At 57.2% G+C, this 25961-nt stretch carries 24 protein-coding genes and 1 tRNA gene; 20 read left to right on the top strand and 5 right to left on the bottom strand.

The window, feature by feature from the left end:
* Positions 1-47: 47 nt before the first annotated feature.
* Together ACGK9W_RS19340 and ACGK9W_RS19345 are read left to right on the top strand one after the other, a co-directional pair.
* Positions 48-782, top strand: a complete 735-nt coding sequence (locus ACGK9W_RS19340; RefSeq protein WP_405418229.1) for a HupE/UreJ family protein — start codon at positions 48-50, stop codon at positions 780-782.
* A 15-nt stretch (positions 783-797) separates the two neighbouring features.
* A complete protein-coding gene (locus ACGK9W_RS19345; RefSeq protein WP_008169988.1) occupies positions 798-1493 on the top strand; it encodes a hypothetical protein in 696 nt (231 codons plus the stop codon).
* A gap of 156 nt (positions 1494-1649) precedes the next feature.
* Here ACGK9W_RS19345 and ACGK9W_RS19350 read toward each other — a convergent pair whose 3' ends face one another.
* Positions 1650-2942: a hypothetical protein gene (locus ACGK9W_RS19350; RefSeq protein WP_405418233.1), complete on the bottom strand. Its 1293-nt coding sequence runs from the start codon at positions 2940-2942 to the stop codon at positions 1650-1652.
* Between the two features lie 405 nt (positions 2943-3347).
* Here ACGK9W_RS19350 and ACGK9W_RS19355 point away from each other — a divergent pair, with 405 nt between their 5' ends.
* The 10 genes from ACGK9W_RS19355 to ACGK9W_RS19400 all read left to right on the top strand — a co-directional run bounded on the left by ACGK9W_RS19355 (position 3348) and on the right by ACGK9W_RS19400 (position 16767).
* Positions 3348-3569, top strand: a complete 222-nt coding sequence (locus ACGK9W_RS19355) for a DUF2933 domain-containing protein (protein WP_081467492.1) — start codon at positions 3348-3350, stop codon at positions 3567-3569.
* A complete protein-coding gene (locus tag ACGK9W_RS19360) occupies positions 3562-4212 on the top strand; it encodes an isoprenylcysteine carboxylmethyltransferase family protein (protein WP_273046293.1) in 651 nt (216 codons plus the stop codon). Before ACGK9W_RS19355 ends, ACGK9W_RS19360 begins: the two co-directional genes overlap by 8 nt.
* A gap of 43 nt (positions 4213-4255) precedes the next feature.
* A complete protein-coding gene (locus ACGK9W_RS19365) occupies positions 4256-5188 on the top strand; it encodes a DMT family transporter (RefSeq protein WP_405418237.1) in 933 nt (310 codons plus the stop codon).
* 18 nt (positions 5189-5206) lie between these two features.
* Positions 5207-5953 carry an outer membrane lipoprotein-sorting protein gene (locus ACGK9W_RS19370; RefSeq protein ID WP_405418240.1) on the top strand — a complete coding sequence of 249 codons (747 nt, stop codon included), beginning with the start codon at positions 5207-5209 and terminating at the stop codon, positions 5951-5953.
* A gap of 123 nt (positions 5954-6076) precedes the next feature.
* Positions 6077-6649, top strand: coding sequence for an ABC transporter ATP-binding protein (locus ACGK9W_RS19375; protein ID WP_405421114.1), 573 nt, complete (start codon positions 6077-6079; stop codon positions 6647-6649).
* Complete coding sequence (locus tag ACGK9W_RS19380) at positions 6649-9159, top strand: FtsX-like permease family protein (RefSeq protein ID WP_008169949.1); 2511 nt, start codon at positions 6649-6651, stop codon at positions 9157-9159. The genes ACGK9W_RS19375 and ACGK9W_RS19380 overlap by 1 nt, the downstream gene beginning before the upstream one ends.
* A complete protein-coding gene (locus ACGK9W_RS19385; RefSeq protein ID WP_008169948.1) occupies positions 9152-10282 on the top strand; it encodes a hypothetical protein in 1131 nt (376 codons plus the stop codon). Before ACGK9W_RS19380 ends, ACGK9W_RS19385 begins: the two co-directional genes overlap by 8 nt.
* Positions 10283-10898: 616 nt before the next feature.
* Positions 10899-12218, top strand: coding sequence for a TolC family protein (locus ACGK9W_RS19390; protein ID WP_008169947.1), 1320 nt, complete (start codon positions 10899-10901; stop codon positions 12216-12218).
* Between the two features lie 5 nt (positions 12219-12223).
* Positions 12224-13645, top strand: a complete 1422-nt coding sequence (locus ACGK9W_RS19395; RefSeq protein ID WP_405418244.1) for an efflux RND transporter periplasmic adaptor subunit — start codon at positions 12224-12226, stop codon at positions 13643-13645.
* A complete protein-coding gene (locus tag ACGK9W_RS19400) occupies positions 13642-16767 on the top strand; it encodes an efflux RND transporter permease subunit (protein ID WP_008169945.1) in 3126 nt (1041 codons plus the stop codon). The genes ACGK9W_RS19395 and ACGK9W_RS19400 overlap by 4 nt, the downstream gene beginning before the upstream one ends.
* A gap of 434 nt (positions 16768-17201) precedes the next feature.
* On the opposite strand, the gene ACGK9W_RS19405 is transcribed toward ACGK9W_RS19400, so the two are convergent.
* The 4 genes from ACGK9W_RS19405 to ACGK9W_RS19420 all read right to left on the bottom strand — a co-directional run bounded on the left by ACGK9W_RS19405 (position 17202) and on the right by ACGK9W_RS19420 (position 18962).
* The gene (locus tag ACGK9W_RS19405; RefSeq protein ID WP_228152694.1) at positions 17202-17453 is read right to left on the bottom strand and encodes a hypothetical protein; all 252 of its coding nucleotides are present in this window, start codon (positions 17451-17453) and stop codon (positions 17202-17204) included.
* A 293-nt stretch (positions 17454-17746) separates the two neighbouring features.
* On the bottom strand, positions 17747-17806 hold the full coding sequence (locus tag ACGK9W_RS19410) for a hypothetical protein (protein WP_248185651.1): 60 nt from the start codon (positions 17804-17806) through the stop codon (positions 17747-17749).
* 443 nt (positions 17807-18249) lie between these two features.
* Positions 18250-18326: transfer RNA gene (locus ACGK9W_RS19415), tRNA-Arg, on the bottom strand.
* 90 nt (positions 18327-18416) lie between these two features.
* Positions 18417-18962, bottom strand: a complete 546-nt coding sequence (locus tag ACGK9W_RS19420; protein ID WP_008169944.1) for a YaeQ family protein — start codon at positions 18960-18962, stop codon at positions 18417-18419.
* A 75-nt stretch (positions 18963-19037) separates the two neighbouring features.
* On the opposite strand from ACGK9W_RS19420, the gene ACGK9W_RS19425 reads away from it, so the two are divergent.
* The 8 genes from ACGK9W_RS19425 to ACGK9W_RS19460 all read left to right on the top strand — a co-directional run bounded on the left by ACGK9W_RS19425 (position 19038) and on the right by ACGK9W_RS19460 (position 25903).
* Positions 19038-19397: a CidA/LrgA family protein gene (locus tag ACGK9W_RS19425; protein WP_008169943.1), complete on the top strand. Its 360-nt coding sequence runs from the start codon at positions 19038-19040 to the stop codon at positions 19395-19397.
* A complete protein-coding gene (locus ACGK9W_RS19430) occupies positions 19387-20109 on the top strand; it encodes an LrgB family protein (protein WP_405418250.1) in 723 nt (240 codons plus the stop codon). Before ACGK9W_RS19425 ends, ACGK9W_RS19430 begins: the two co-directional genes overlap by 11 nt.
* A gap of 156 nt (positions 20110-20265) precedes the next feature.
* The gene (locus tag ACGK9W_RS19435; protein WP_227507707.1) at positions 20266-20541 is read left to right on the top strand and encodes a hypothetical protein; all 276 of its coding nucleotides are present in this window, start codon (positions 20266-20268) and stop codon (positions 20539-20541) included.
* Between the two features lie 3 nt (positions 20542-20544).
* Positions 20545-21837, top strand: a complete 1293-nt coding sequence (locus ACGK9W_RS19440; RefSeq protein WP_405418253.1) for an ABC transporter substrate-binding protein — start codon at positions 20545-20547, stop codon at positions 21835-21837.
* A gap of 77 nt (positions 21838-21914) precedes the next feature.
* On the top strand, positions 21915-22964 hold the full coding sequence (locus ACGK9W_RS19445) for an ABC transporter permease (protein WP_405418256.1): 1050 nt from the start codon (positions 21915-21917) through the stop codon (positions 22962-22964).
* The gene (locus tag ACGK9W_RS19450) at positions 22961-23893 is read left to right on the top strand and encodes an ABC transporter permease (protein ID WP_053114109.1); all 933 of its coding nucleotides are present in this window, start codon (positions 22961-22963) and stop codon (positions 23891-23893) included. Before ACGK9W_RS19445 ends, ACGK9W_RS19450 begins: the two co-directional genes overlap by 4 nt.
* Before the next feature lie 4 nt (positions 23894-23897).
* On the top strand, positions 23898-24896 hold the full coding sequence (locus tag ACGK9W_RS19455) for an ABC transporter ATP-binding protein (protein ID WP_104271564.1): 999 nt from the start codon (positions 23898-23900) through the stop codon (positions 24894-24896).
* Positions 24893-25903, top strand: coding sequence for an ABC transporter ATP-binding protein (locus tag ACGK9W_RS19460; protein WP_053114114.1), 1011 nt, complete (start codon positions 24893-24895; stop codon positions 25901-25903). Before ACGK9W_RS19455 ends, ACGK9W_RS19460 begins: the two co-directional genes overlap by 4 nt.
* Positions 25904-25961: the final 58 nt, after the last annotated feature.

A 25961-nucleotide genomic window follows, 5' to 3' on the forward strand; every position in this document is an offset into this window, starting at 1 on the left:
TCTTGCCGCTTAGGCGGCCCGAGAAAACACATTCGATTGGAGTCTTTATGTTGTCAAACTTGACAGGCCGATGCCGTGGTGTGTCCTCAACGGGCACAGGCAATCGCCTACTCTGGATATTTCTGACTTTGGGCTTGCTGGGGCTGAGTACCGACGTACTCGCCCATGCCGTGGCTCAGGGCGACAAGGGGTACATCCAGGAAATTACCGGGATAAACCTTATTTCGTTCATCTACCTGGGGGCCAAACACATGGTCACCGGCTATGACCACCTGCTGTTCCTGCTGGGTGTCATCTTCTTCCTCTACCAGATGAAGCACATCGCGATCTACGTGAGCCTGTTTGCCCTCGGGCATTCCACCACCATGTTGTTGGGCGTCTATTTCAACGTGGGCATCAACAGCTACCTCATTGATGCGATTATCGGTCTGTCCATCGTCTACAAGGCACTGGACAACATCGGTGCCTATCAGCGTTGGTTTGGCTTTCAGCCCAACACCAAGGCCGCCACGCTGATTTTCGGGTTCTTCCATGGTTTCGGCCTGTCCACCAAGATCATCGAATACGACATCTCGCCGGACGGCCTGATTCCGAGCCTCCTCGCCTTCAATGTGGGTGTGGAAATCGGACAGCTCATCGCCCTGGCCATGATCCTCATTGCTATCAGCTTCTGGCGTAAAACCGACGGCTTTTTCCGCCATGCCTACACCGCCAACGTGGCCATGATGAGTGCAGGTTTTCTGCTCTTTGGCTATCAGCTCACCGGTTACTTTGTCGCCTGATTCTGGAGATTTTTTATGTACAACACCGATATACCCAACCGTGAAGAACTGCCCAGCACTGCCAAACTGGTTCGATCCACCATCATTGCCGCTATTGTGGCGCTGGTTCTGCTGGTAACCGTGGTCATGCCCGCCGAGTACGCCCTGGACCCAACCGGCGCAGGTCGCCTTTTAGGCCTGACTGAAATGGGTGAGATCAAGGAGCAGCTCGCCGAAGAGGCTGCTGCTGACGAGGCTGTTCAGATGGTTGCTGTTCAATCCTCAACTGAGCGACAGGCGCCGGAAGTCAATGCACCTGTCGTGGATGAAGCCGTTGAGAAGCCAGCCCCCTCACCGGAAGCAGAGGTTGCGCCTTCTGAGCCAGAATCTGCGCCTGCACCAGAAATTGCGGAACCGCAGTGGCAGGATGAAGTGCGCGTGATTCTCACACCGGGAGAAGGCACCGAATTCAAACTTACTATGGAGGAAGGTGCTACAGCCCGGTTCTCCTGGGTGTCAGAAGGTGGCCCGATCAACTTCGATACCCATGGTGATGGAGGTGGTCAGTCAATTTCCTACGAAAAAGGCCGGGGCGTGCCTGAAGACGAAGGCGAGCTGGAGGCAGCCTTTACCGGCAATCATGGCTGGTTTTTCAGAAATCGGAACGACAACGACATCACTCTGGTACTGCGTACCGGAGGAGACTACGGGCAGTTTAAAAAGATGTTGTGACGTTCACCAACGAATAAGCGCCGAGGGGTCTCCGGGCCTATGCTTTCATAGGTCCGGACCGTGCTTAAGTAACTTAATGTTCTACAGTTCGCTAAACCAAAAATCTGGAATTCTTCATTAATGCGATCAAATATTGGCTCATTGAAAAGGTAATAATCACACCTGAAAAACCGGAGCGAATCCACCTCCGGGGGTACGAAAATTGGTTGTCTGGCCTTGGTATATCCTCGCCGCAACCAGCATACTTTTGCCGGCGTAGGTATACAGCCGAATGTCGACTTTTCGGGTGACCACTGCATCGTCAATTCTCAGGGTTCGTTCTCCAGCGGGGACAAGGTCCTGGGCGATGTAGCCACCATTCAGGATGTTCTCGAAAACGCGCCGGGTTAGTTTGTCGCCCCGGTAGACGCCTTTGCTGCCATGGCCGGCAACCGGCTTGAAGAACAGATGACGTCGCGCACTCCACAACTCAGCCGCGTCGTTCCTCGAAACCTGCCTGGTTTTCGGCACGGCTCTCTCCAGGTAGCCTGCATCGGCCTCATTGAGCCCCCAGTCTCGAAGGGAGTGGGGTGCGGATAGCAGGGCCAGGTTTCGCTTGTCAGCCAGCACAGCGTGCACATGGGGATTAGGCGTTACCACCACGGCGCCATCCAGATAGGCATGCCTTAATGCCGCATGGGGCGCGGCGTCCAATGCGAAGTCCACCAGACGGTTGTAGACCATATCAATGGGCTTACCGCGGGCTGTCAGCGTACCGCCGGCATACTGAAGCTCCTGTGGATCGAGTATCAATGTATCAATTCCTTTGGCTCGGAGAATCTGTTGGGCCAACTGGAATTCGGGGAACATAAATTGTGTCTTTGGGGCATCGTCTACTATGGCCAGGCAACTGGGCCCGAAATTGTCGTGCTGTCTTTGCCACTCCCGGCTGAACATTGTGAACACCGCGTCCTCGAATCCATCGAGCGGCTGCTGGGGTGTTGTGGGTTGTTGAGATGGGTCGCAGCAATTGCGCTGGGCTCTCGACAAGACAAGGTTCAGGAAGGCGCCACCGGCGTTGGTGTTGATTTCGATCAGCCGGGGGCCGTCGGGACCCATGTGAAAATCATAGCCCATGAACGCCCCGATGGGCCCTGGATTGAACTGTGCGATTTCCGGTGCCCAGGAAAGTACTCGTTCTCGGTACGAGGGAAGCTCTGAGGCCGCTTCAATCGACTGAACGATCCTCTCCATCTCCGCTATGTCGGCTCGGGGTACGAAAACCGGTGTGTTTGAAAAAAGGTGATCGAACTCCGGGAGCGTTGACAGTTCGCTTCCAGCATCTGAAAGCTGGTTGTGGAGGCTCTTGTTGAGGGCTATTCGGTCAAGAGTGATGCAGTAGCATTGGCGGTTGAGTTCGTTGGCCCGGCTGTTTGCTATTCGTCTGTTCTCATAAATAGGTTCCGGCATCTGGAGTCCGTCATTCGAGGTTTGCAATGGTTGAAACGGCTTACTTAATGCTCGAAGAATCTATCTTGCATTTGTGATTTGCGTCAAATAGATCCACATCTTGTGTCTGTTTTCAGGTCTGTTTTCAGGTCTGTTTTCAGGTCTGTTTCAGTTCCGCGTGTTGAACTACTGCTAGGTAAATTGGTGCTTGCCATCTATCTTCGACTCTCACAATGGGCGGCGATCTCTCCCGTCGATGGCAGCCTTTTGATCACCAGTCGGGCCGAAGCCAAGCTCTGGGTGCTTGATCCGGGCTCTCTGGAGATTATCGATGACGTTTCTTTGGACGGGATAGGTCACCAAATATCGCTAGAGGCATACTAGCCAGTAAGCCCCACTGACAAGCTTTTCCCAAAGGGAATCTATATGGATAAGCGTTTCAAGATTACGTTGGCAATTTTTGCGGTCATCGCTTTGGTTTTGCTCTGGGGCGAACATAAGGTTCACCTTCTGGGTGCTTTGCCGTGGTTAATCCTTCTGGCATGCCCGTTTATTCATATGTTTATGCATGGAGGGCATGGGAATCACGGTGGCCATAATCACCACGATCAACCGGAAGGCAAGAGTGGAGGCCAACGCGATGACTGATGCTTCGTCCGATTACGGTCTTTGGGGACTGGTGGTTCTAAACTCGGTGATCTTTATTTTCTTCGCTTTCAGTTTTTTTAAGCCACAGACCCAACGAGACTGGCGATCCTTCGGTGCGTTCAGCGCGTTTCTCGTGGCATTATTCACAGAGATGTATGGGTTCCCGCTGACACTCTATTTCCTGTCCGGTTGGCTTCAGACCCAATACCCGGATGTGAATTGGCTTGCCCACGATAGCGGGCACTTGCTTGAAATGCTCTTTGGTTGGCAGGGTTCTCCCCATTTCGGCCCCTTCCACTTGTTGAGTACGGTGTTTATTGGTGGAGGTTTTTACTTGATTGCCGCCGGGTGGCGAACCCTGTACGCGGCGCAAAAAGAGCGAAAGCTGGCTACGAGTGGGCTCTATTCGTATGTTCGGCATCCTCAGTATGTCGGCTTTGTCTTGATTATGTTTGGCTTCCTTCTGCAGTGGCCAACACTTATAACTCTGGCGATGTTTCCGGTTTTGCTCTGGATGTATGCCCGCTTATCGATCAGTGAGGAGCGGGAGGCAGAGAAAACGTTCGGGGAAGCTTGGAGGCACTATGCCGACAAGACTCCCAGGTTTTTGCCGCGGTTGAGCGTATTGGGGCGGCAAGCTTGAACAAAAGCTCTACTCATCTGCCGGGTAGATAAAGGGGCCGTTGGTGAACCAGTCACTTTCGATACGTGCAGTCGCTGGAATGGTTCTTGTCGCCTTTCTTTGGGCGATCTGCTTTCCTTTTATTGTGGTGGGGTTGCCGGACGCGCCACCTTTGCTTTTTGCCGCTTTACGCGCATTGCTGGCAGGGCTCTGTCTGATTCTGCTCGCTTTTACAAAAGGTGGTCGGCCCAGTTATTCACTTCGCCAGCTCCTGATACTGGCCGCAATTGGCTTCAGTTACACGGGCATGGGGCTTGGAGGGATGTTTTTAGGAGCTGGCAAACTGGGGCCAGGACTTGCAACCGTTCTGGCTAATGCGCAACCGCTGTTTGCGGCGGTTCTTTCATTTTTTATCGTCCGAGAGGTTGTGACCGGGCGTGTGTTTGTAGGCCTTTTGATCGGTTTTATTGGTGTTGTGGTGCTAGCGATGCCAGAGATGGAATTTGGTAACGCCAGATTTTCAGGGGCCGTCTATGTTCTTGGTGGTGCCATTGGAACCGCCATTGGAAACGTGCTGCTTAAATACCAGGCCGGCAGTGATGATATCTATTGGTCGATGGGCATTCAGCTTGTCATAGGTTCAGTGTTTCTGGGAATAGCATCTGTGAGCCTGGGCGAGGGCTTTGAGATTGACTGGACCTGGTCATTTACCACTGCCATGTTCGTTCTGGCCATTCCGGCAACGGCAATGATGGTTGTGCTCTGGTATGCCTTGCTCGCCAGCGCGCCCTTGAACAGCCTCAATTCGTTTACCTTTTTAACGCCTGTTTTCGGTCTCGCTATCGGAATGCTTTTGTTCGGCGAAACTTTCACATCACTGGAAATGATCGGTATAGGGATCACAATTGTTGGCTTGGTGATCGTTGTTAAAGCGCCTGGGAAAACAGATGGCGGTTCCGCTGTCGGGGAAGAGGCAAAGGTGATCCGTAGCTCATAGTAGAAAAGGGAGTAGTCAATGAGAGTCTGGATCAGCGTTCTCCTTTTGTTTGCCGCATCAGGCCGTCTTGTCGCGGGCCCTCCCTCGGCAGTTTCCTTGATTGAAGGCATGGAACAGACTCTGTGGTCCGACAGCAATCACGGCCGTTTCACTATGTGGATCGAGTCTGAGTACTGGACTCGCACACTGGAACTGGAAGCCTGGATGAATCGTCCGGAGCATACGTTGATTCGCATTCACGCGCCCAAAAAAGAGGCCGGCATCGGCTCGCTGCGCATCGGCGATGCCATGTGGAATTACTTGCCCAAAGTTGAGCGCACCATCAAGATCCCACCGTCGATGATGCTCCAGCCATGGATGGGCTCCAACTTCAGCAACGACGACCTGGTCAGGGAAAGCTCGTTCGTCGAGGACTACACCCACGAATTGGTCGAAACCGACGATTCCGGTGAGGTGGCTGTGTATCGGGTTGTCTCGACGCCCCGACCTGTTGCCCCGGTAGTGTGGAGTCGCCTGGAATTCACTGTTCGGGAGGACTCGATCCCGGTTTCGCTTGCCTACTACGACGAGCGCGATCAGATCGTCAAGCGCATGACCTATGACCAGATCGAAACCATGGATGGGCGCCGGATACCCACCCGCTGGACGATGGTGGACGCCGATAACCCCGAGTCCCGCACGGTGATCACGATTGAGTCTATTGAATTCGACCTGCCGATTGATGAGGATCTGTTTTCATTGCGCCGGCTGCGCAACCCACAGTGAGGGGCCGGCATGAGCATCTTCCATGTCTTAAACGAATCGCGGATCTACCGTCAGGACTCAATGTCCGTCAAGGCGCTCGAAGAGGTGTAGGTCGCCATTGAGGCCGGGGAGTTCACAACCTTGGTGGGCCCGTCTGGATCGGGTAAAACCACGCTATTGAATCAGATTGGAGCCCTGGACGAGCCGGATAGCGGGCGCATTCTGGTGGCGGGTGAGGAAATCACCGGGCTTAGCCGAAAGAAGCGGACCCTTTTGCGGCTGTGGAAGGTTGGCTTTGTATTTCAGGAATACAACCTGATTGGCGTGCTGTCGGCTCAGGAGAACGTCGAGTATGTGCTGATGCTGCGCGGAGTGCCGTTTCGGGAGCGCCGTGCCGAGGCCCGGCGTATTCTGGTGGAGGTCGGCCTGCAAGGGCTGGAGCGGCGCCTGCCCCATGAACTGTCTGGCGGCCAGCAACAGCGTGTTGCGGTGGCCCGGGCGATTGTCAGCAAGCCCGCGATTGTCCTGGCCGACGAGCCCACGGCCAATCTCGATTCCACGACCGGCGCGGCGCTACTGGACTTGATGCGTAAGCTCAATGCCGAGCATGGCATTACCTTTGTCTTCTCCACCCATGACCCGATGGTGATGGAACGCGCGCGGCGGGTAATCCATCTCCGCGATGGCCGCGTCGAGCGTGAGGAAATACGGTCGTGATGGCGTGGCTACGTCTGGCTTTTGGCAATCTTCAGGTCAATCGTCGGCGTACGGCCATCACACTGTTGTCGGTGGCCGTCGGTGTCGGTGGGCTAGTGTTTCTCTGGGCATTCATTGATGGCATCAACGCCCAGATGATCAACAACATGACTGGCTATGTGACCGGCGACCTGAAGGTACATCAGCGGGGCTTTCACGATGACCGGGAGATGAACATTGCCCTGGCCGAGCGCTGGAATCTCACAGAGGAGGTATCGGCCGTAGCCGGTGTGGCGGCAACCACCCCCCGGGTGACGGGCCATGCCCTGGCCAGCCGTGAGGACCAGTCACGGGCATTACAGGTGATGGGCGTCGACAGCGCGACGGAGCCACGGGTCACCCGGCTTGACCGGTCGATTGTCCGTGGTCGCTACCTGGAGCGCGGCAATGAAATTCTTGTTGGCGTCGATGCCGCCGGTGCCCTGGATGTCTCCCCGGGCGACGAGCTGGTACTGGTGGTGCAGGCGTCGGACGGCTCTATTGGCGCCGACCGGTTCGAAGTGGTGGGCGTATTCGAGACCGGTATCAAGCGTATTGATGGCTTCGTGGGCCAGATGCCCTTGGCCTCTGCCCAGGCGCTGTATGCCTTTCAGGGGCGGTTTACCGAGATTGCGTCCCGCGTAGAGGATTCCGACCGGCTTGAAGCGGTGGTTGCAGGCCTGCGGAATCAGATGCAGGCCTGGAACGTAGAAGTCCTGGGGTGGCCAGCGCTGATGCCGTCGCTGGTGCAAATGGTTGCGTTTCACGATGCTGTCGCCTACATCGTGATCTTCGTGGTGTTTGTGGTGGTGGCGGCCGGCATCGTCAACACCATTCTGATGTCGGTACTGGAGCGTGGCCGGGAATTCGGTGTAATGATGGCGTTGGGTACGCCCAGCAGTCGTATTGTCTGGCTGGTGCTTCTGGAAACAGCCATCCTGGCGGGCCTGGGATACCTGTTGGGTCTGGCATTGGGGCTGTCACTGACGGGCTATTTCGGTACCCATGGGCTGGACTTCAGCGCCTATATCAAGGCCATGGATACCATGCCGGGCCTGAGCGGTATCGTCTATCCCACCATTGAATTCCAGCGTCTGGTGGTGATTGGCATCGTGGTTATATCGGTGGCTCTGTTGGCAGCGGCCATCCCGGCCTGGAAGGCCAGCCGCAACAGTCCATTGGAGGCGATGGGCGCACGTCGCACTATGATCAACCGTATCCGCCGGATCCACTGGCAGGTGACGTCTGATCATCGACTGCTGATATTCGCGCAAATGGCACTGCGCTCCGTATTCCGCAATCCACGACGGTCAGTGATCACCGCCTCGGCCACTGCGTTCGGGCTGGCGGCCTATCTGTTCTTATACGCTTTCGCCGATGGTTTCTTTGAGCAGATGATTCACAATTCGACACAGCAGCTTAGCGGGCATGTGCAGGTAATGGCGCAGGGCCACGACGTCGATCTGTCGCCAGCTTTTCGCATTGCCGACAGTCAGGCACTGCAGCAGCAGTTGCAGGCGCGTCTTGAGGTTGAGGCTGCCGCACCCAGGGTATTGCTGCGTGCCATGGTGGCAAACCCCGGGAAGAGTCTGCCGGTGGAGCTGGTGGGTATTGCACCGGAGCAGGAGAGGGCGGTTACGGAACTTTTCAGATACATGGAGCAGGGCACTTATGTTCAATCCGGGGAGGCGGGAATTGTGATTGGCCAGAAACTGGCCGAGGAGTTGGGTGCCCGGCTGGGGGACAAGCTGGTCATTACGGTCCAGCAGGCTGGCGGAGATCTTGCTTCCAGTGCCCAGGCCATTCTCGGTATCTATCGCACTGGCAGTGACCTTTTCGACACAGAGTATGTCTTCACCAATATCAACGCAGCCCGCCGCCTGGGTGGCCTGCTGGAAGACGAAGTCTCGCGGATCGTGTTGAGGCTGTCAGACCGCGCAGAGAGTGCGGCCCTGGCAAGAACCCTGAACCAGTCGCTGCCTCTGACTAACGACGGACTGGAGGCCCAGGGCTGGGAAACCCTGCTCCCGGTGGTTGTGCAGATGGTGGAAATGAGCCAGGTGGATTTCTATCTCATTCTGTCGGTGGTCTTTGTCGTGGTGGCCATCGGGGTCATGAATACCATGGTGATGTCGGTGATGGAGCGGACCCGGGAACTGGGCGTCATGCTGGCACTGGGAACCCGAGGTGTCCAGTTGCTGCTGACGATTGTGTTCGAGGCGTTCTTTCTGGCGGTACTGGGCATGGTGGCCGGAACCCTGGCGGGCGGTGCGCTGGTCTACTGGCTGAACCAGGCCGGCATTGACCTGTCCTCGATCAGCGGGGCGCTGGAAACCATTCCGGGCATTACCGACCGGGTCTATCCGGTGCTGATGTTTGATCATGTCTGGCTGCCCAGCCTGCTGCTGTTTCTCTGTTCGGTGACGGTGGCGCTGTATCCGGCATGGCGGGCGGCGCGGCTGGACCCGGTCGAGGCCATTCATCATGGCTAGGCACTGGCAAGTGGCGTCAGGGCTGGTCTGCCTGATGCTGGCTTCAGGTGTTGAGGCCGGGTTCAGCCAGTCCGGATCGCTGAAGAATCTCAGCGTCGGCTCGCGCTCGTTGATCGACGGTGATCGCTACGTTTCGAACCTTACCCGCCTGCGTCTGAACCCCCGATATCGATATCAGGACTGGATTGTGGACGCGGCCTACGACCTGGAACTGGTTTCGGGCAGTTTTCTGGACAGCCCGGAGTTCGCCTTGCTCCGGGATGCCCCGGAACCTCGCTACTGGGATCTGCAGGGGGATATTCACGAGTCGGGGACATTGCTGGCGCGCCACCAGTTCTATCGTGGCACGGTGCAGTGGCGGTCGCCGGCCGGTGATTTCCGCTTCGGCCGCCAGCAGGTGAACTGGTCCACGGCCCTGATCTGGAACCCGATGGACATCCTCAATCCTGTCAGCCCTTTGCAACTGGAGCCGGATGAACGGGTGGGTGTGGACGCCATTCTCTGGGACAAACCCTGGGGAGCCTTAGGACGCATCAGCGCTGTCCATGCCCCGCAACACAATGACGGCGAGGCCAGTACGGCAGCCCGGGTCAAGCGCTATATTGGTGGTGTAGATGCCGGGCTGATGGCAGGTGAGTTTGCCGATGTCACCAGGATAGGCTTTGACGGCAGTGGCTCGGTGATCGGCACCGGTTGGCGCACGGAATTCGTCTGGAGCGACCCGGACGCCAGCGACAGCTACTGGCAGGGAGTGGCGGATCTGAATTGGTCGTTTCGCAATGGGTTCAACCTGGCACTGGAATATTTCTACAACGGCCGGCCCGTACCGCCGGGAAACTCTGGCCTTGGAAACCTGCTGTCCACAGATCCGCTCTATGCCGGGCGCCATTATACCGGGTTGCTCGCATGGCAGGATATCAACCCGTTTTGGCAGTATCGGGTAGTGGCCATTCGCAATGTTGATGATGCAAGCTGGGTACTCTATCCCCGGTCCACCTGGACGCCTCCCTTCAGCCAGGAAATCTATCTCACAGCCGGAGCCCAATGGTTTGGTGGTAACGACACCAGCGAGTACGGAATGCTTGAGCCTCTGGGATTGGTGGAGATGCAATGGTACTTCTGAATATTCTGTCTGGTCGTATTTTGGCGCCCACAATCAAAGAAGTATCACTCTACCCAGGCGTTCCTTTATATGTACATTTCAGCAAATGAATCGTGTGGCGGTTTAATGGGCAGTTATTTAGTGTATAGGCCACTCGACGGTCATCTTTTTTTAAGAGGTGTCAGAAATTCAGGTTTGTTTCAGGGTATTGTGTTTTACTTTGCAGTACATGGGGCAGTCATCGTACCTGACACGATTGTCCTTTGTGTTGTCTCAGGTTTGTCCTTGCCGCAGAAGCCTCTGCGGCTTTTTTATGCGCTGAAATGTGCTTGCTCGTCTTTATGTGCTATACCACTGAGACCCTCAGGTATTTCACATTGTTGGGCTGGTGGTAAAGGCTTTATATTCAGAAAATAATTGCCGATCCTGTCTGATGAGTTTTTTAAAGCATCAGTTTTCGGAGTGATTCTGGATAGTTAATGAAAAACCAAAGATTCTCTCGGTTTTTATCACATGAAACACAAATTGAGCCAGATCAAAATATCCTGAAAACCCAGGTAAGTTCAGTTAGAGTTCAGGTTTGAGATTTAGCATGGCGTACCTGAACAGATTAACAGACTTCTGTGGAGACCTACCCTTGGCTATTCCTGCTCGCTATTTCAGATCCGCCATCTTCGGGGCGTTGGTTTTGACCAGCCTGCCCGGTTGGGCGGAGCCCAGACTTCAACTGGCGAATGTGATTGATGCCGCCATTGAATACGATCCATGGCTTCGCCAGAGTGCCCAGATACAGCAAGCATTACTGGAGGAGTCCATTGCCGAGGGGGCCCTGCCCGACCCTCGGCTGTCACTTGGCGCCGCGAATCTGCCCGTGGACACGTTCGACACCGGGCAGGAAGCGATGACCCAGGCCACGGTCGGAATCTCGCAGCGGATTCCGCGCGGCGACAGCCTGCAGTTGTCGCAGGACAGGAAAGAAGAGCTGGCGCAGGAGCAACCTTTTCAGAGGGAGAACCGGCGCGCCAGGGTGGTGGAAACGGTGACCCGCCTCTGGCTTGATGTGTGGGAGGCACAACAGAGCATCGGTCTGATTGAGGATAACAGGGATCTTTTCGAGCAGCTGTCCGACGTAGCCGAGGCGGGTTACATAACCGCCACCATGATCTCACGGCAGCAGGACGTTGTCCGGGGCACCCTGGAGCTTACGCGCCTGGATGACCGGCTGACCGACCTGAGGCTGAAGCTGCAATCAAGTCAGGAAGCTCTGGGTGAGTGGATCGGGTCGAAAAATGCCTCGCTGGAGGTAACCGAAACGGTGCCCCCCGAACTGCTGACAGCGCTTCGGGACGGCTGGTCGGAAACCAGTGCGGGCACCCTTATCCGTCACCCCCTGATCCGTTCCACGGACCAGCAGATCAAGGCCCGGGCCATTGATGTGGATCTTGCCCGCGAGGCTTACAAGCCCGAATGGACGGTTTCTGCGCAATATGGCTACCGGGATCGCGTGCCCGGCGGGCAGGACCGGGCGGATCTCTTCTCCGTGGGGATTGGTTTTGATCTCCCGCTGTTTACCGGCAATCTCCAGGACCGGAAGCTGAACGCCTCAGCGGCCCGGCTCGAAGCAGAAAAGACAGAGCGAGTTTTGCAGCTTCGCGTGATTCAGGCAAGGGCCCGTTCAGCCCTTGCCCGGATTAAACGGCTTGATGACCGCATCGGGATATACCAGCAGTTCTTGCTGCCGCAAATGGAAGAGCAGGCCGAGGCCGCGCTGACCGCCTACAACAATGACGACGGCGATTTCGCCGAGGCCGTGCGTGCGCGGATCGACGATCTCAACGCCAAGATTGAGCTGATCGGGATGACCGCGGAGCGGGCCCGGAACTTCGCCAGTTTCCGTTACCTGACCTCAGGCTCTTCCGAAGTACCTTCACTTTCACAGACTCGCTATCAGGACTGACCATCATGGCTAATTTTGTTCGCCCGCTGGGCTTTATACTGCTTGGTGGCATTGCCGGGGCCGGGGCGGCCTATTGGCTGGCCTCCGAAACCGCAACGGCACCAGCGTCCGCGGAAAAGAAACCCTTGTACTGGGTGTCACCCATGGACGCCAGCTTCAGAAGTGACAAACCGGGCAAGTCGCCCATGGGCATGGATCTGGTTCCGGTTTACGAGGACAGCGGGAGCGCTGACGACTCGCCAGGCACCGTCCGGGTTGCGCCGAACATTGTCAATAACCTGGGCGTTCGCACGGACGAGGCCATCAGGGGGCAGTTGCCCAGCAATATTATTACCGTGGGCTACGTGCAGTATAACGAAGACGAGTTGTACCACATGCACCCCCGTGTTGAAGGGTGGATCGAGAAACTTTATGTAAAGTCCGAGGGCGACCCGGTTGAGAAGGGCAAGCCTGTTTACACCCTCTACTCACCCACCCTGGTGAATGCCCAGGAGGAATTGCTCCTGGCACTGGACCGGAAAAACCCGCGCCTGATCAGGGCGGCCGAGGAGCGTTTGTCGTCGCTGAATGTCTCGGACCGTTTGATCCGGACACTCAGGCAGACCCGGGATGTGCAGCGGACCATAACTTTCTATGCCCCGGCTTCCGGGGTTATTGATGTCCTGAATGTCCGTGAGGGTGCATTCGTCAAGCCCGGAGATAAGGTTGTGTCCATCGGTTCGCTTGACGAGGTCTGGGTGATCGGGGAGGTGTTCGAGAGCCAGCTCTGGGCCATCAGTGCCGGCGATCCGGTAGAGATGACCCTGGACTACATGCCCGGGCGCAGCTGGATGGGGAGCGTGGACTACGTGTACCCGGAAATCAATCTCGAGACCCGGACCGCACAGGTCAGGATGCGCTTTGACAATGCCGATGGCATGTTGCAGCCGGGCATGTTCGCCAGCGTCGACATACAGGGCGATCCCAGTGAAAGGCGCACCCTGGTGCCCCGGGAATCCGTTATCCGCACCGGGCAGACCGACCGCGTTGTTCTGGCCCTGGAAGAAGGCGCCTTCAAATCGGTTAACGTTACCACCGGACGGGTCGGGAACAGGTATGCCGAGATTCTGGAAGGCGTCGTTCCCGGCGACCAGGTGGTGGTCTCGGCGCAGTTCCTGATTGACTCTGAATCCAGCAAGACATCGGATTTCCGGCGGATGTCCCCGCCGCCCACAGGGGCGATGGACCCGGATATGAACCATTCCGGGCACGCCATGGGCGCGGGCAAGGCTGATGCCAAGGGCAGCCCTGAAACCATGAATCATGAGGGGATGGATCAGAACCCAATGAACCAGGGCGAAATGGACCACGGCAAGATGGATCAGGGCGAAATGGACCATGGCAAGATGAACCAGGGCGAAATGGACCATGACGGAGGCGCCTCATGATTGCGTCGGTCATTAACTGGTCTGTCCAGAACCGTTTTCTGGTCATGCTTGCCGCCGTATTGCTGACCGGGTTCGGGCTCTACTCGGTGTCAAAGACGCCGGTGGATGCCCTGCCGGATCTCTCGGATGTCCAGGTTATCGTTAAAACCAGCTACCCCGGCCAGGCCCCGCAGGTGGTGGAAGATCAGGTGACCTATCCGCTGACCACGGCCATGCTCTCGGTGCCGGGTGCGGTGACGGTCCGGGGCTACTCGTTCTTCGGCGACTCCTACGTCTATATCATCTTTGATGAAGATACGGACATGTACTGGGCCCGCTCCCGGGTGCTGGAATACCTGTCGCAGGTAATACCCAGCCTGCCTGAATCGGCCCGGCCTCAACTGGGGCCGGATGCGACCGGGGTCGGCTGGGTTTACCTGTATGCCCTGGTTGACCGGACAGGGAACAACGACCTGAGCCAACTGACCACTCTGCAGAACTGGTTTCTGAAGTACGAGCTGCAGACAGTGCCCGGTGTCTCGGAAGTGTCCACGGTCGGCGGCATGGTCAAGCAGTACCAGGTCAAGGTGAATCCCGAAAAACTCCGGGCATTCGGTATCCCCCTGTCCCACATCCAGAACAGCATCAAGCGGGGCAACAAGGAAATCGGTGCATCGGTGATCGAGATGGCCGAGGCGGAATACATTGTCCGCTCGACTGGCTATATCCAGTCCCGTGAAGACCTCTTGTCGATTCCACTGGGTCTTGACGTAAATGGCACGCCGGTCCTGATGAAGGATGTGGCAAGCGTTGAGATCGGGCCGCAGGCGAGACGTGGCGTTGTGGAACTCAACGGCAACGGGGAGACCATTGGCGGCATTGTGGTAATGCGGTTTGGTGAAAATGCCCAGAAAACCATTAATGGTGTGAAGGCCAAGCTGGAAGAGTTGCAGTCGAGCCTGCCCGAAGGTGTTGAGGTGGTGACGGTTTACGATCGCTCTGGCCTGATCGAGCGCGCGGTCAATAACCTCGGGTTCAAGCTGCTCGAGGAATTTGTGGTGGTGGCCCTGGTGTGTATGGTTTTCCTGTTCCACGTCCGCTCGTCGCTGGTGGCAATTATCAGCCTGCCGGTGGGCATCCTGACCGCCTTTATCGTCATGTACTTTCAGGGTATCAATGCCAATATCATGTCGCTCGGGGGGATCGCTATTGCCATCGGTGCCATGATCGACGGCGCCATCGTGTTAATCGAGAACATGCACAAGCATATGGAGAGGACGCCGCTGACGCCCGAGAACCGATGGGAAATAGTAGCCAGATCGGCCTCGGAGGTCGGGCCGGCGCTGTTTTTCTCGCTGTTGATCATCACTGTCAGTTTTGTGCCGGTGTTTGCCCTGGAAGCCCAGGAAGGGCGGATGTTTGCGCCCCTGGCGTTCACTAAGACCTACGCCATGGCGGCCAGTGCCGCTCTCGCAGTGACGCTGGTCCCGGTGCTCATGGGTTACTTCATTCGTGGCAAGGTGCTGCCGGAGCACAAGAATCCGCTGAACCGGCTGCTGGTCGCCGCCTATATGCCGGCCCTGAAGCTGGTGCTCCGGTTTCCGCTGTCAACGGTTCTGGTATCGGTACTGGTTCTGGTTGTCGGCCTGTGGCCGGCAACCAAGATCGGGAGTGAATTCATTCCCAACCTGGATGAGGGCGACCTGATGTACATGCCCACCACCTACCCCGCCATCTCGATTGCCGAGGCCAGGAGGCTGGTGCAGCAGACGGACAAGCTTATCGCCACGGTGCCCGAAGTGAAAACCGTGTTTGGCAAGGTGGGGCGGGCGGATACCGCTACCGACCCGGCGCCGCTGACCATGGTTGAGACCTTTATCCAGCTTAAGCCCAAGGATCAGTGGCGGGACGGGATGACCACCGATAAGCTCAAGCAGGAGCTCAATTCGCTGATTCGCTTCCCGGGGGTGACCAATGCCTGGGTCATGCCGATCAAAACCCGCATCGACATGCTGGCAACGGGCATAAAGACCCCCGTGGGCATCAAGGTAGCCGGCCCGGATCTCTCGGTTATCCAGGGCATTGGCAAACGCCTTGAGGAGATCCTGGAGAAGGTTCCCGGCACCAGTTCTGTCTATTCCGAGCGGGTCGCCGGCGGACGTTACATCAAGGTGGATATTGATCGGGAGCGTGCCGCCCGCTATGGCCTGAATATCGATGATGTTCAGCAGGTTGTGGCCTCGGCCATTGGCGGAATCAACGTGGCGCAGACCATCGAGGGGCTTGAGCGCTTCCCGATCAACCTCCGCTATCCGGAGGATTACCGGGACTCACCCGAAAAACTGAAGCAGCTTCCCGTGGTGACTGAATCCGGTCAGCGGATCGCGCTGGCCGACGTGGCCGATATCCGGGTGGAGGACGGGCCGCCCTCCATCAAGAGTGAAAACGCCCGCCTGAACGGCTGGAGCTATGTGGATATCGAAGGTGTGGACATCGGCACCTATGTCCAGCAGGCGCAGGCCGCCGTGAAGGCGGAGCTGGACCTGCCCGCCGGTTACTCCGTCAACTGGTCTGGCCAGTATGAGTACATGCTCCGTGCCAAGCAGAAACTGAGCCTGGTGGTTCCGGTGACGCTGGGTGTTATTGTCCTGCTGCTGTTCCTGAACTTCGGGCGCTTTGCGGAAGTGGGTATCATCATGGCTACCCTGCCTTTCGCGTTGGTTGGCGCCTTCTGGCTGATGTATCTGCTGGGTTACAACTTCTCGGTTGCCGTCGGCGTCGGTTTCATTGCCCTGGCCGGTGTTGCTGTGGAGATTGGTGTGATCATGCTGGTCTATCTCAATCAGTCCTACGAATCGATGCTGGAAACCTGTGAAAAGAACGGGCTGAAACCAAGGCGGGAAAACCTTCGCCATGCAGTGCTTCATGGCGCCGGAATGAGGGTGCGGCCGATAATGATGACCGCGGCCGCCATCATCGGCGGGCTGATACCGGTCATGATGGGTGGCGGAACCGGATCGGAAGTCATGGGGCGGATTGCCGCGCCCATGGTCGGAGGCATGATCAGTGCCGTGATTCTGGCACTGCTGGTGATACCGGTAGGTTACTATCTCTGGAAACGCAGGAGTTTTTCCGAAGCGTAAAGAAAGTTAGACCTCGCCATATTGCTTTCGAGATTCTGGCGAGGTCTGATGATGCAGCGGTGTCTGGGTAATGTTGTTATAAAGCAAGAGCCTGGGTATGGAGTCCCGGGCAGATACTCTGGCAACATATTTCCCGGGGGAGGTTTCCTGCCCTCTAAAAGGCCGAGAACAGCAGCGATGGGGTAGGCCCAAATTTGATGGGGTTCAATCATGTCTCGCATGGAGTCCTCGTGCCTTTGTGGTTCGCCATTCGTTTGGAATCTGCATGATGAGGTATGTCACATAGCGCGCCGGTTAACTATGTTTATAGGTATTTGCCCCCTCGTGCTTGTAGTCAGGGTGTTCAAATTCCAGTGTTGAATGAGTTACGCTGAACTCTTTCTCCAAAGCCTGTTTTATCCCGTCCTTGATTTTCTCAAGTTCATTCCACGCACTCATCTCGACAACCACACGGGCGTCGAGCGAGGCATCATGCTCACCCACCTGCCAAAAATGTACGGGGTGAAGTCGATAACTCCTTCTAAGTCTGATACTGCCCCAATGACGGAATCTGTGCCGATATCCTCGGGACTCCCCAGCATGAGTGTTCTGATGGTCCCGCCAATTTCTGTCAGGTCCAGGTAGAGAATATAGCTGGCCATGCCAATGGTGATTGCGGAATCAACCCAGCGCATGTCGTAGAGCAAGATAAGAGCTCCGCCTATAACACTGCTATTGACGCAAACGCATCAGACAAGTTGTGTAAAACAACGCATGAATATTAACGCTGCCCTTCTGCATTGAGTAGGTCAGCAGCGCGCTCAACGCGTCCATTATCAGTGCAACAATGTAAGTCAGACTACCCAACACCCCTTGAGTTCCAGCGGATCTGGGAACCGCATGACACCCTCGTATATCAGGTAGGGCCCTATCATGATCAAGGTGGTGTATTTAACAGCGCAACACCTACCTTTATTCGCCCGTAGCCGAAGGTCAGCTTTTATTCAGCCGGGCGACGCGCAATTTTACGGGCCGCGAACGCGATAATCAGCGATGCCATGTCCCAGAAGTTATGTATAGCATCGGCAATCAGCGCCAAGCTGCCGGCAAAGTCCTTTCCGCGATCTGGACGAGAGTCAGGATGCCGTTTGCCCAGATGGCTACTGCAACCCGTTTATGCTTGGTTTCAGGGGGAATGTGAAATAGCTGTATACTGAAAAAGTGTGCTTTCCCTCATATAGGTTTCGAAGTAATGCGGGAAGAAGCGTTAATTGGTTGCTTCCAATGTTCGCATTGCGACCAAAGGTTTCGACAACAAGGCGTTTTGGATTCATAGATAACGCGGAGTGGCTGTGCCTTGGAGATGGTGAGGTGGAAACCGTGCAATGGTCTTTTTACTGAGTGATATAGCAGCGGCCTAAAGTGACTGGGCTCCAGCAAGGCACAATTTGGGCACAGGCAAATAAAAAAGGCCTGCGTTTTCACGCAAGCCTTTGAAAATAATGGCGCGCCCGATAGGATTCGAACCTATGACCTTTGCCTCCGGAGGGCAACGCTCTATCCAGCTGAGCTACGGGCGCTTCGAGCTCGACGATGACTCGCCGATTTCGAGTGCGCAATCTTACGTGCGTAGCGGGTGTCTGTCCAGCCCCCGGCGGCAAGTCCTGACCTCAGTTCTGGGGTAGTCGCTGCTCGGGGGTAATCGATACCAGATTGTTGTCATTGCTGAAGGTGACCTCGCCATCCTGGATGGTCACCTGGAAGCTCATGGACCGGTCCGCGAGCGCTGCCAGGGCCTCAGTGCTGTCGCCGGGTAGGTGAACAATGGTGAGGTTGTCGAAACGTTCCAGCTTGCCGTGATGTTTGTCCCACCAGACTGGGAATGCGCGATCGCCATAGGTGTAGAGGATCACTTTCCCGGCGCGGTTGCAGGCCTTCCTTATTCGGTCTTCTTCTGGCAGGCCAAGCTCGATCCATAATTCAATTTCGCCGGTCAGGTCTTTCTGCCACAGCTCTGGCTCATCATCGGTGCTCAGGCCTTTGGTAAATTCGAGGGTGTCGCCGGCGTTCAGGGCAAAGGCAAGCAGCCGGATCATCACGCGCAGGTCCGTTTCCGACGGATGCTGGGCGATGGTCAATTGATGATCCGCGTAGTAGTGACGGTCCATGTCGGCGATGTTGAGCGTCGCCTTGAGGATGGTTGCTTTGAGCGCCATGGGCTTCCTGCATTGGTATCGGGATAGGGGTTTGGGCTAGTGTAATGCAATTCTTTCCCGGGTGAGTGTAAGCGCATGCCGATGTTGCGTGGTTTTCTGGTTCTGGTGCTGTTTTTTATTCTTGGCGAGTCTGTGCGCCTGCTTCTGGCGTTGCCGGTGAGTGGCGGCGTGCTGGGGATGGTGGTCATTACCTTCACGCTGATGCTTAAAGGCAACGTGAGTGATGATCTTGCTCGGGCCAGCCAGGGGCTGATATCGGTGCTGGTGCTCTTGATCATGCCGGGGGTGGTGGGTGTGTTTTTCACGGCGAACCAGTTCTCCGGGCAGTGGCTGGCGGTTGCGGCGGCATTGCTGGTGGGCACCTTTCTCAGTGTGCTGACGACGTTGTTGTTGATGAAAGCGGTGACGAAAAGAGGCGTTAGCGATGGTGAGTGAGCTACTCGCGCGCTTCCAGGCCCTGCCGGAGTCGCTTGCCGCCACCCCGATTCTTGCGATCGGTTTGACCCTCGGTGCCTTCTTTGCCGGCAACTGGCTGTTCTCCCGCATTGGCCGGCCTATCTGGCTGCCGCCGGTTGTTTTGTCTGCGTGTCTTTTATCTGGCTTCATCGCGTTGGCGGTGGATTACCAGGATTACCAGCAGGGCGCGCGCTGGCTGACGGTGTTGCTGGGGCCTGCCACCGTCGCCCTCGGGATTCCCTTGTACCAGCAGGTGCACCATATCCGTGCCATGTGGCGCCCGATTGTGGTCACGCTGCCGATTGCCGCCACCATGGCGGCGGTTTACGCCGTGGTGATTGGCTGGGCGTTGGGCGCGACGCCGGAGGTGCTGGCGTCACTGGCCCCCAAGTCGGTTACTGCGCCTATCGCCATCGGTATTACCGAGCAGTTGGGCGGTTCTGTGCCCCTGATGATGGGCGGGCTTCTGATCACCGGCGTGGTGGCAACCCTCTTCGTAGACCTGCTCGCGCGGCTTTTGCCTGTTGAGGACGAACGGATTCTGGGCTTTGCCCTGGGGCTGAATGGCCATGCCATCGGAACCGCCAGGGCGTTTGAAATCAGCCATAGCGCCGGCGCGTTTGCGTCTCTGGGAATGGGACTTACCGGTGTGTTTACTGCCCTGATCCTGCCTCTGGTTTTCCGGCTGTAAGTCTGCGCCAAATCAGGTCATTCACCTGGCGTATAGCCCCATGTCGCAATTTCGATTGCCCTAAGTGTTTTCCGAGACTAGCTTGTTGGCCAGGCATTCGGCGCCGTTCTGCGCCGATGTTCCGTGAAAATTCCTAAAACAGCGACGGAAAACGCGATGAAAAAACTGATTGCAGCATTTGTCGGTTCCATGGCCCTGGCGGCGGCGCCGGTAGCCCTGTCTGCCGAGGCGACCAAGGAACTGAAGATGGCGTACGACGCCGACCCCGTGACCCTCGACATTCATGAGCAGCTGTCTGGTGGCATTCTCCAGCTGTCTCATATGACCTTTGATCCGCTGTTGCGCTGGACCAAGGATCTTGGTTTCGAGCCGCGCCTGGCAGAGAGCTGGACCCGGGTTGATGAAAACACCATGCGCTTCAAACTCCGTTAGGGCGTGAAGTTCCATTCCGGCAACGAGCTGACGACCGCGGATGTGAAGTTCACTTTCGACCGCCTGAAGCAGAGCCAGGATTTCAAGGCCATCTTCAAGCCCTTCAGCGGCATCAACATCATCGATGATTACACCTTCGAGCTGGTCACCAGTGAGCCCTATCCGCTGCTGCTGAACACCGCCACCTATATCTTCCCGTTCGACAGCGAGTTCTACAGCGGCCAGACCGAAGACGGCAAAGACGGCAAAGACAAGAGCGCCATCCTCAAACATGGCAACTCGTTCGCATCCGAGAATCTGTCGGGCACCGGCCCTTACACCGTGACCGAACGCAAGCAGGGTGTCCGCGTCGAGTTCGAGCGCTTCGACGACTACTGGGATACCGAGTCCCCGGGTAACGTCGGCAAGATCGTGCTGACTCCGATCAAAGAGAACAACACCCGGGTTTCTGCGCTGCTGTCCGGTGGTGTCGACTTTATCGCCCCGGTTCCGCCCAATGATCTGGAGCGGATCCGCAACGACAAGAACGCCAACCTGGTCACCATGAGTGGCACCCGCATCATCCTGTTCCACATGAACCAGGAGCGAGTGGAAGCCTTCAAGAACCCGAAGGTTCGCCAGGCGATTGCCTATGCCATCAACCAGGAAGGCATTGCCGCCAAGATCATGAAAGGCTTCGCCACCCCTGCTGCCCAGATGTCGCCTGAAGGCTACCAGGGCTATAACGAGTCCCTGACACCGCGCTTCGATGTGGCCAAGGCCCAGGAGCTGATGAAGGAAGCCGGTTACGAGGACGGTTTCACAATCACCATGATGGCGCCGAACAACCGCTACGTGAACGACGACAAGATCGCTCAGGCAGTGGCTGCCATGCTGGCGCGCATCAACATCAAGGTGGATCTGAAAACCCTGCCAAAGGCCCAGTACTGGCCGGAGTATGACAACCGCGCCGCTGACATGATGATGATCGGCTGGCACGCGGATACCGAGGACTCCGCCAACTTCTACGAGTTCCTGACCTTCTGCCCGGATGCCGACACTGGCGCTGGCCAGTACAACGCCGGTAACTACTGCAACCCGGAAATCGACGCCCTGGTACAGAAGGCCAACGTCGAGACCGACCTGGACAAGCGTGCCGCCATGCTGCAGGAAGTGGAACAGCGTCTGTACGATGATGCCGCCTTTGTTCCGCTGCACTGGCAGGACCTGGCCTGGGCCTCCAAGAAGAACGTGAATATTGAGCCGGTGCTCAATGTCATGAACTTCCCGTACCTGGGTGATCTGGTTGTTGAGTAACTGCCTTTGATGGCCGGCCGGCGCTGGAGTGATCCGGCGCCGGCCTTTTGTTTGCAAGCCTTATCCGGAAGCTTTCCATGTTAGCGTTTTTGGTTCAGCGGATTTCCCAGGCGTTTCTGGTCATGTTTGTGATCAGCGTGATTGCCTTTGCCATTCAGGATGGCCTCGGGGACCCGCTTCAGGAAATGGTGGGGATGTCCGTCTCCGAAGAGGAGAGGGAAGCCATTCGAGAGGAGCTTGGCCTGAACGACCCGATGGTGGTGCAGTACCTGCGGTTTGCAGGCAATGCGCTCCAGGGCGACCTGGGCAACTCCTATTTCTACAGCAAGCCGACCCTGGAAGTGATCGCCGAGCACCTGCCGGCGACGCTGGAGCTGGTCATCGGTGCCAGTCTGATTATTGTGTTTCTTTCCGTGCCGATTGGTGTCTATGCCGCTATCCGGCCCCAGGCATGGTTATCCAAATTCTTTATGGGCGTCAGTACCGTGGGTATTTCCATCCCGGTGTTCCTGACGGCCATTGTGCTGATTCAGCTGTTCTCCATTGGTGTGACGGTGAACTGGTTTCCGTCCGATACCGGGAGGGGGCAGTGGCTGAACGACTTCTTTTCCACTGAGGGCGGCCTGCCCTCTTACGGGCGTGGTGATGAGCTGACTCACCTGTTCGGCACCTGGGAATCGGGCTTCTTCACCGGTACCGGTCTGATGCACCTGATCCTACCGTCGGTGTCGCTGGCCTCGATCATGCTGCCGCTGTTTATCCGGCTGATCCGGGCCGAGATGATGGAAGTGCTGCAGAGCGACTATGTGCGTTACGCCCGGGCCAAGGGCCTGAGCGCCGGCCGCATCAACTTCCTGCACGCACTCAAGAACACCATGCTTCCGGTGATCACCGTGGGTGGCGTGCAGATCGGCATTATGGTGGCGTACACCATCCTTACGGAAACCGTGTTCCAGTGGCCGGGCGTGGGCCTGATGTTCCTGGAGGCCATTACCCGCAGTGACATTCCGCTGATCGTGGCTTACCTGATGGTGGTGGGCCTGATTTTCGTGGTTACCAATACCCTGGTGGATCTGATCTACGGTCTGGTGAATCCCACCGTCAAACTGACAGGAAAGAAAGCATGACAACGGCAACGGTTTCCCGCTGGTACCGCTTCCGCGAGTCCTTCTTCTGGTACAGCTTCAAGCGCGACAAGGTGGCGATTGTCAGCTTTGCCGTGCTGCTGCTGATGGTGCTGGCGGCGGTGTTCGCGCCCCTGCTGGCGCCCGCCGATCCCTACGATCTGGCGCAGATCAACATTATGAATTCTGAGCTGCCCCCGGTGGGCATGAGCGGAGCCGATCCGGCATTTCCTCTGGGCACCGACGCCCAGGGCCGGGATCTGCTGTCCACGATTCTTTACGGTACCCGGGTGTCCCTGATGATCGGTTTCGGGGCGGTGGTCCTGCAGGCGTTTCTGGGCATTCTGTTCGGTCTCCTCGCCGGCTACCTGGGTGGCAAGGTCGATGCGGTGCTGATGCGCATTGCCGATGTGCAGCTGTCCTTCTCCACTCTGATGGTTGCCATCATCGTGGGCGCAGTGTTCAAGGCCAGCTTCGGTAACCTGATGTTCGGTGAGATCGCCATTTACATGCTGATCTTCATCATCGGTGTTGCCGAGTGGCCCCAGATTGCCCGGACCGTTCGTGCTTCGGTGCTGGCGGAAAAGAAGAAGGAGTACGTGGATGCGGCCAAGGTGATGGGTTTCGGGACCCGTCGGATCATGTTCCGGCACATCCTGCCCAATACGCTGTCGCCCATCTTCGTTATCGCCACGGTCCAGATCGCCAACGCCATTATCTCCGAGGCGGCGCTGTCGTTCCTGGGGCTTGGCATGCCGGAGACCCAGCCGTCGCTGGGCTCGCTGATCAAATCCGGCTTTGACTACATCCAGAGCGGTTCCTGGTGGATCACCCTGATCCCGGGCCTGGTGCTGGTGGTGCTCGTGCTGGTCATCAACCTGTTGGGTGACTGGTTGCGGGATGTGATGAACCCACGGCTGTACAAGGGGTAACACCATGGCACTGTTGGAAGTAAAAGATCTTGATGTACGTTTTGCCGTGCGTGGTGGCGACCTGACAGCGCTGCGCGGCATCAGCTTCAGCCTGGACAAGGGCGAGCGCCTGGGCCTGGTGGGGGAGTCCGGTGCCGGCAAGTCGGTGGCTGCCTTTTCCATCCTGAACCTGATTGCCAAGCCGGGCTACATCGCCGGCGGACAGATCCTGTTCGAGGGCAGGGACCTCGCCGCCATGAGCGAGCGGGAGCTGCGCCGAATCCGTGGTAACCGTATCGCCATGATCTTCCAGGATCCGATGATGACCCTGAACCCGGTCCTCACCATCGGAACCCAGATGGTGGAGGCTCTCCTTGCCCATCGGAAAATCAGTAAAAAAGAAGCCCGTGCCATTGCTCTGGACCGGCTGCAGAAGGTGCAGATTCCTTCTCCGGAGAAGCGTCTCGATCAATACCCCCATGAGCTGTCCGGGGGCATGCGCCAGCGGGTGATCATTGCCATCGCCCTGCTGCTGGATCCGGAAATCATCATCGCGGATGAGCCCACGACGGCTCTGGATGTCACCATTCAGGCGGAAATCATGGATCTGCTACTGAACCTGTGCGAACAGGAGAACGTGGCGTTGATGCTGATTACCCACGATCTGGGCGTGGTTTCCCAGGTGACCCAGCGAATGCTGGTCATGTACTCCGGCCGGATTATCGAGCAGGGGCCGACCCGGGAAATTATCAACGATGCCCAGCACCCCTACACCCAGGGGCTGATCAACGCGCTGCCCCAGATGGGCGAGCCCGGCGAGCGGCTGTTCCAGATTCCCGGCTCCATGCCATCGTTGAAGAACGTGCCCTCCGGCTGTCCGTTCCATCCCCGCTGCAACTTCGCCACCGAGCAGTGCAAGCAGGCCATGCCGGAGTATGTGCGCTCGGGCAATGTGAATGTGGCCTGTTACGAAGTTGCCAACCTGATTGAACAGGAGAAACGCATGCAGGAGGCCGAATCATGACCTCCCCTCTGGTAAGTATCAGCGGTCTCGAGAAACGCTTTGACCTGTCCGGCAGCCTGCTGGAGCAGATCACCTTTGAGGGTGGACGCTTCCGCCGCAAACAGGAGGCTGTCCACGCCATCAACGGCGTGGACCTGGAAGTGCAGAAGGGCGAGGCCCTGTGCGTGGTGGGCGAATCCGGCTGTGGCAAGTCGACCGTGGCCCGAACCGTGATGGGGTTGCTCTCGCCCAGCGCCGGCGAGATTCACTACGACGGCCAGCGCATCGACAATCTGGAGCGCAAGGATTCACTGCCGTACCGGCGCAAGATGCAGATGATCTTCCAGAATCCCTATGCGTCCCTGAACCCGCGCATGACCATCCAGCAGACCCTGGAGGAGCCGATCCGGTTCCATCATCCGGACTGGTCCCCGGTGCAGGTGCGGGACAAGATCCATGAGGTGATGCATTCGGTGGGCATTGATCAGGACTGGGGCAACCGCTTCGGCCACGAATTCTCCGGTGGCCAGCGCCAGCGGATCGCCATTGCCCGGGCCCTGGCAGTTGATCCGGAGTTCATCGTGGCCGACGAGCCGATCTCGGCCCTGGACGTCTCGATCCAGGCCCAGGTGCTGAACCTTCTGATGGACGCCCAGGAAAGCAGGGGCTTGACCTACCTGTTTATTACCCACGATCTGGCGGTGGTTGAGCATTTCGGCACCCGTGTTGCCGTCATGTACCTTGGGCGGATTTGTGAGCTGGCGGATACAAAAACGCTGTTTTCCGCGCCCCGACATCCCTACACCCAGGCGCTGTTGTCGGCTATTCCGAAACTGGAGGACGATCGCCCCAACCACATCCGCCTGAAAGGAGAGGTGCCCACGCCGGTGAACCTGCCGTCGGGCTGCGTGTTTCATGGGCGGTGCCCTTATGCCAACGAGCGATGCCGGCAGGAAGTGCCCCAGCTGATCACCACGGATGGCGGAACCCAGGTTGCGTGCCACGCGGTGGAAGAGGGCCGGTTGTAACGGCGCCGCTGCGATAGGCTATGATGCCAGCAGCAGAACTCGCATCGATACAACGACA

The sequence above is a fragment of the Marinobacter flavimaris genome (assembly GCF_045057155.1).
Taxonomy (GTDB): domain Bacteria; phylum Pseudomonadota; class Gammaproteobacteria; order Pseudomonadales; family Oleiphilaceae; genus Marinobacter; species Marinobacter manganoxydans.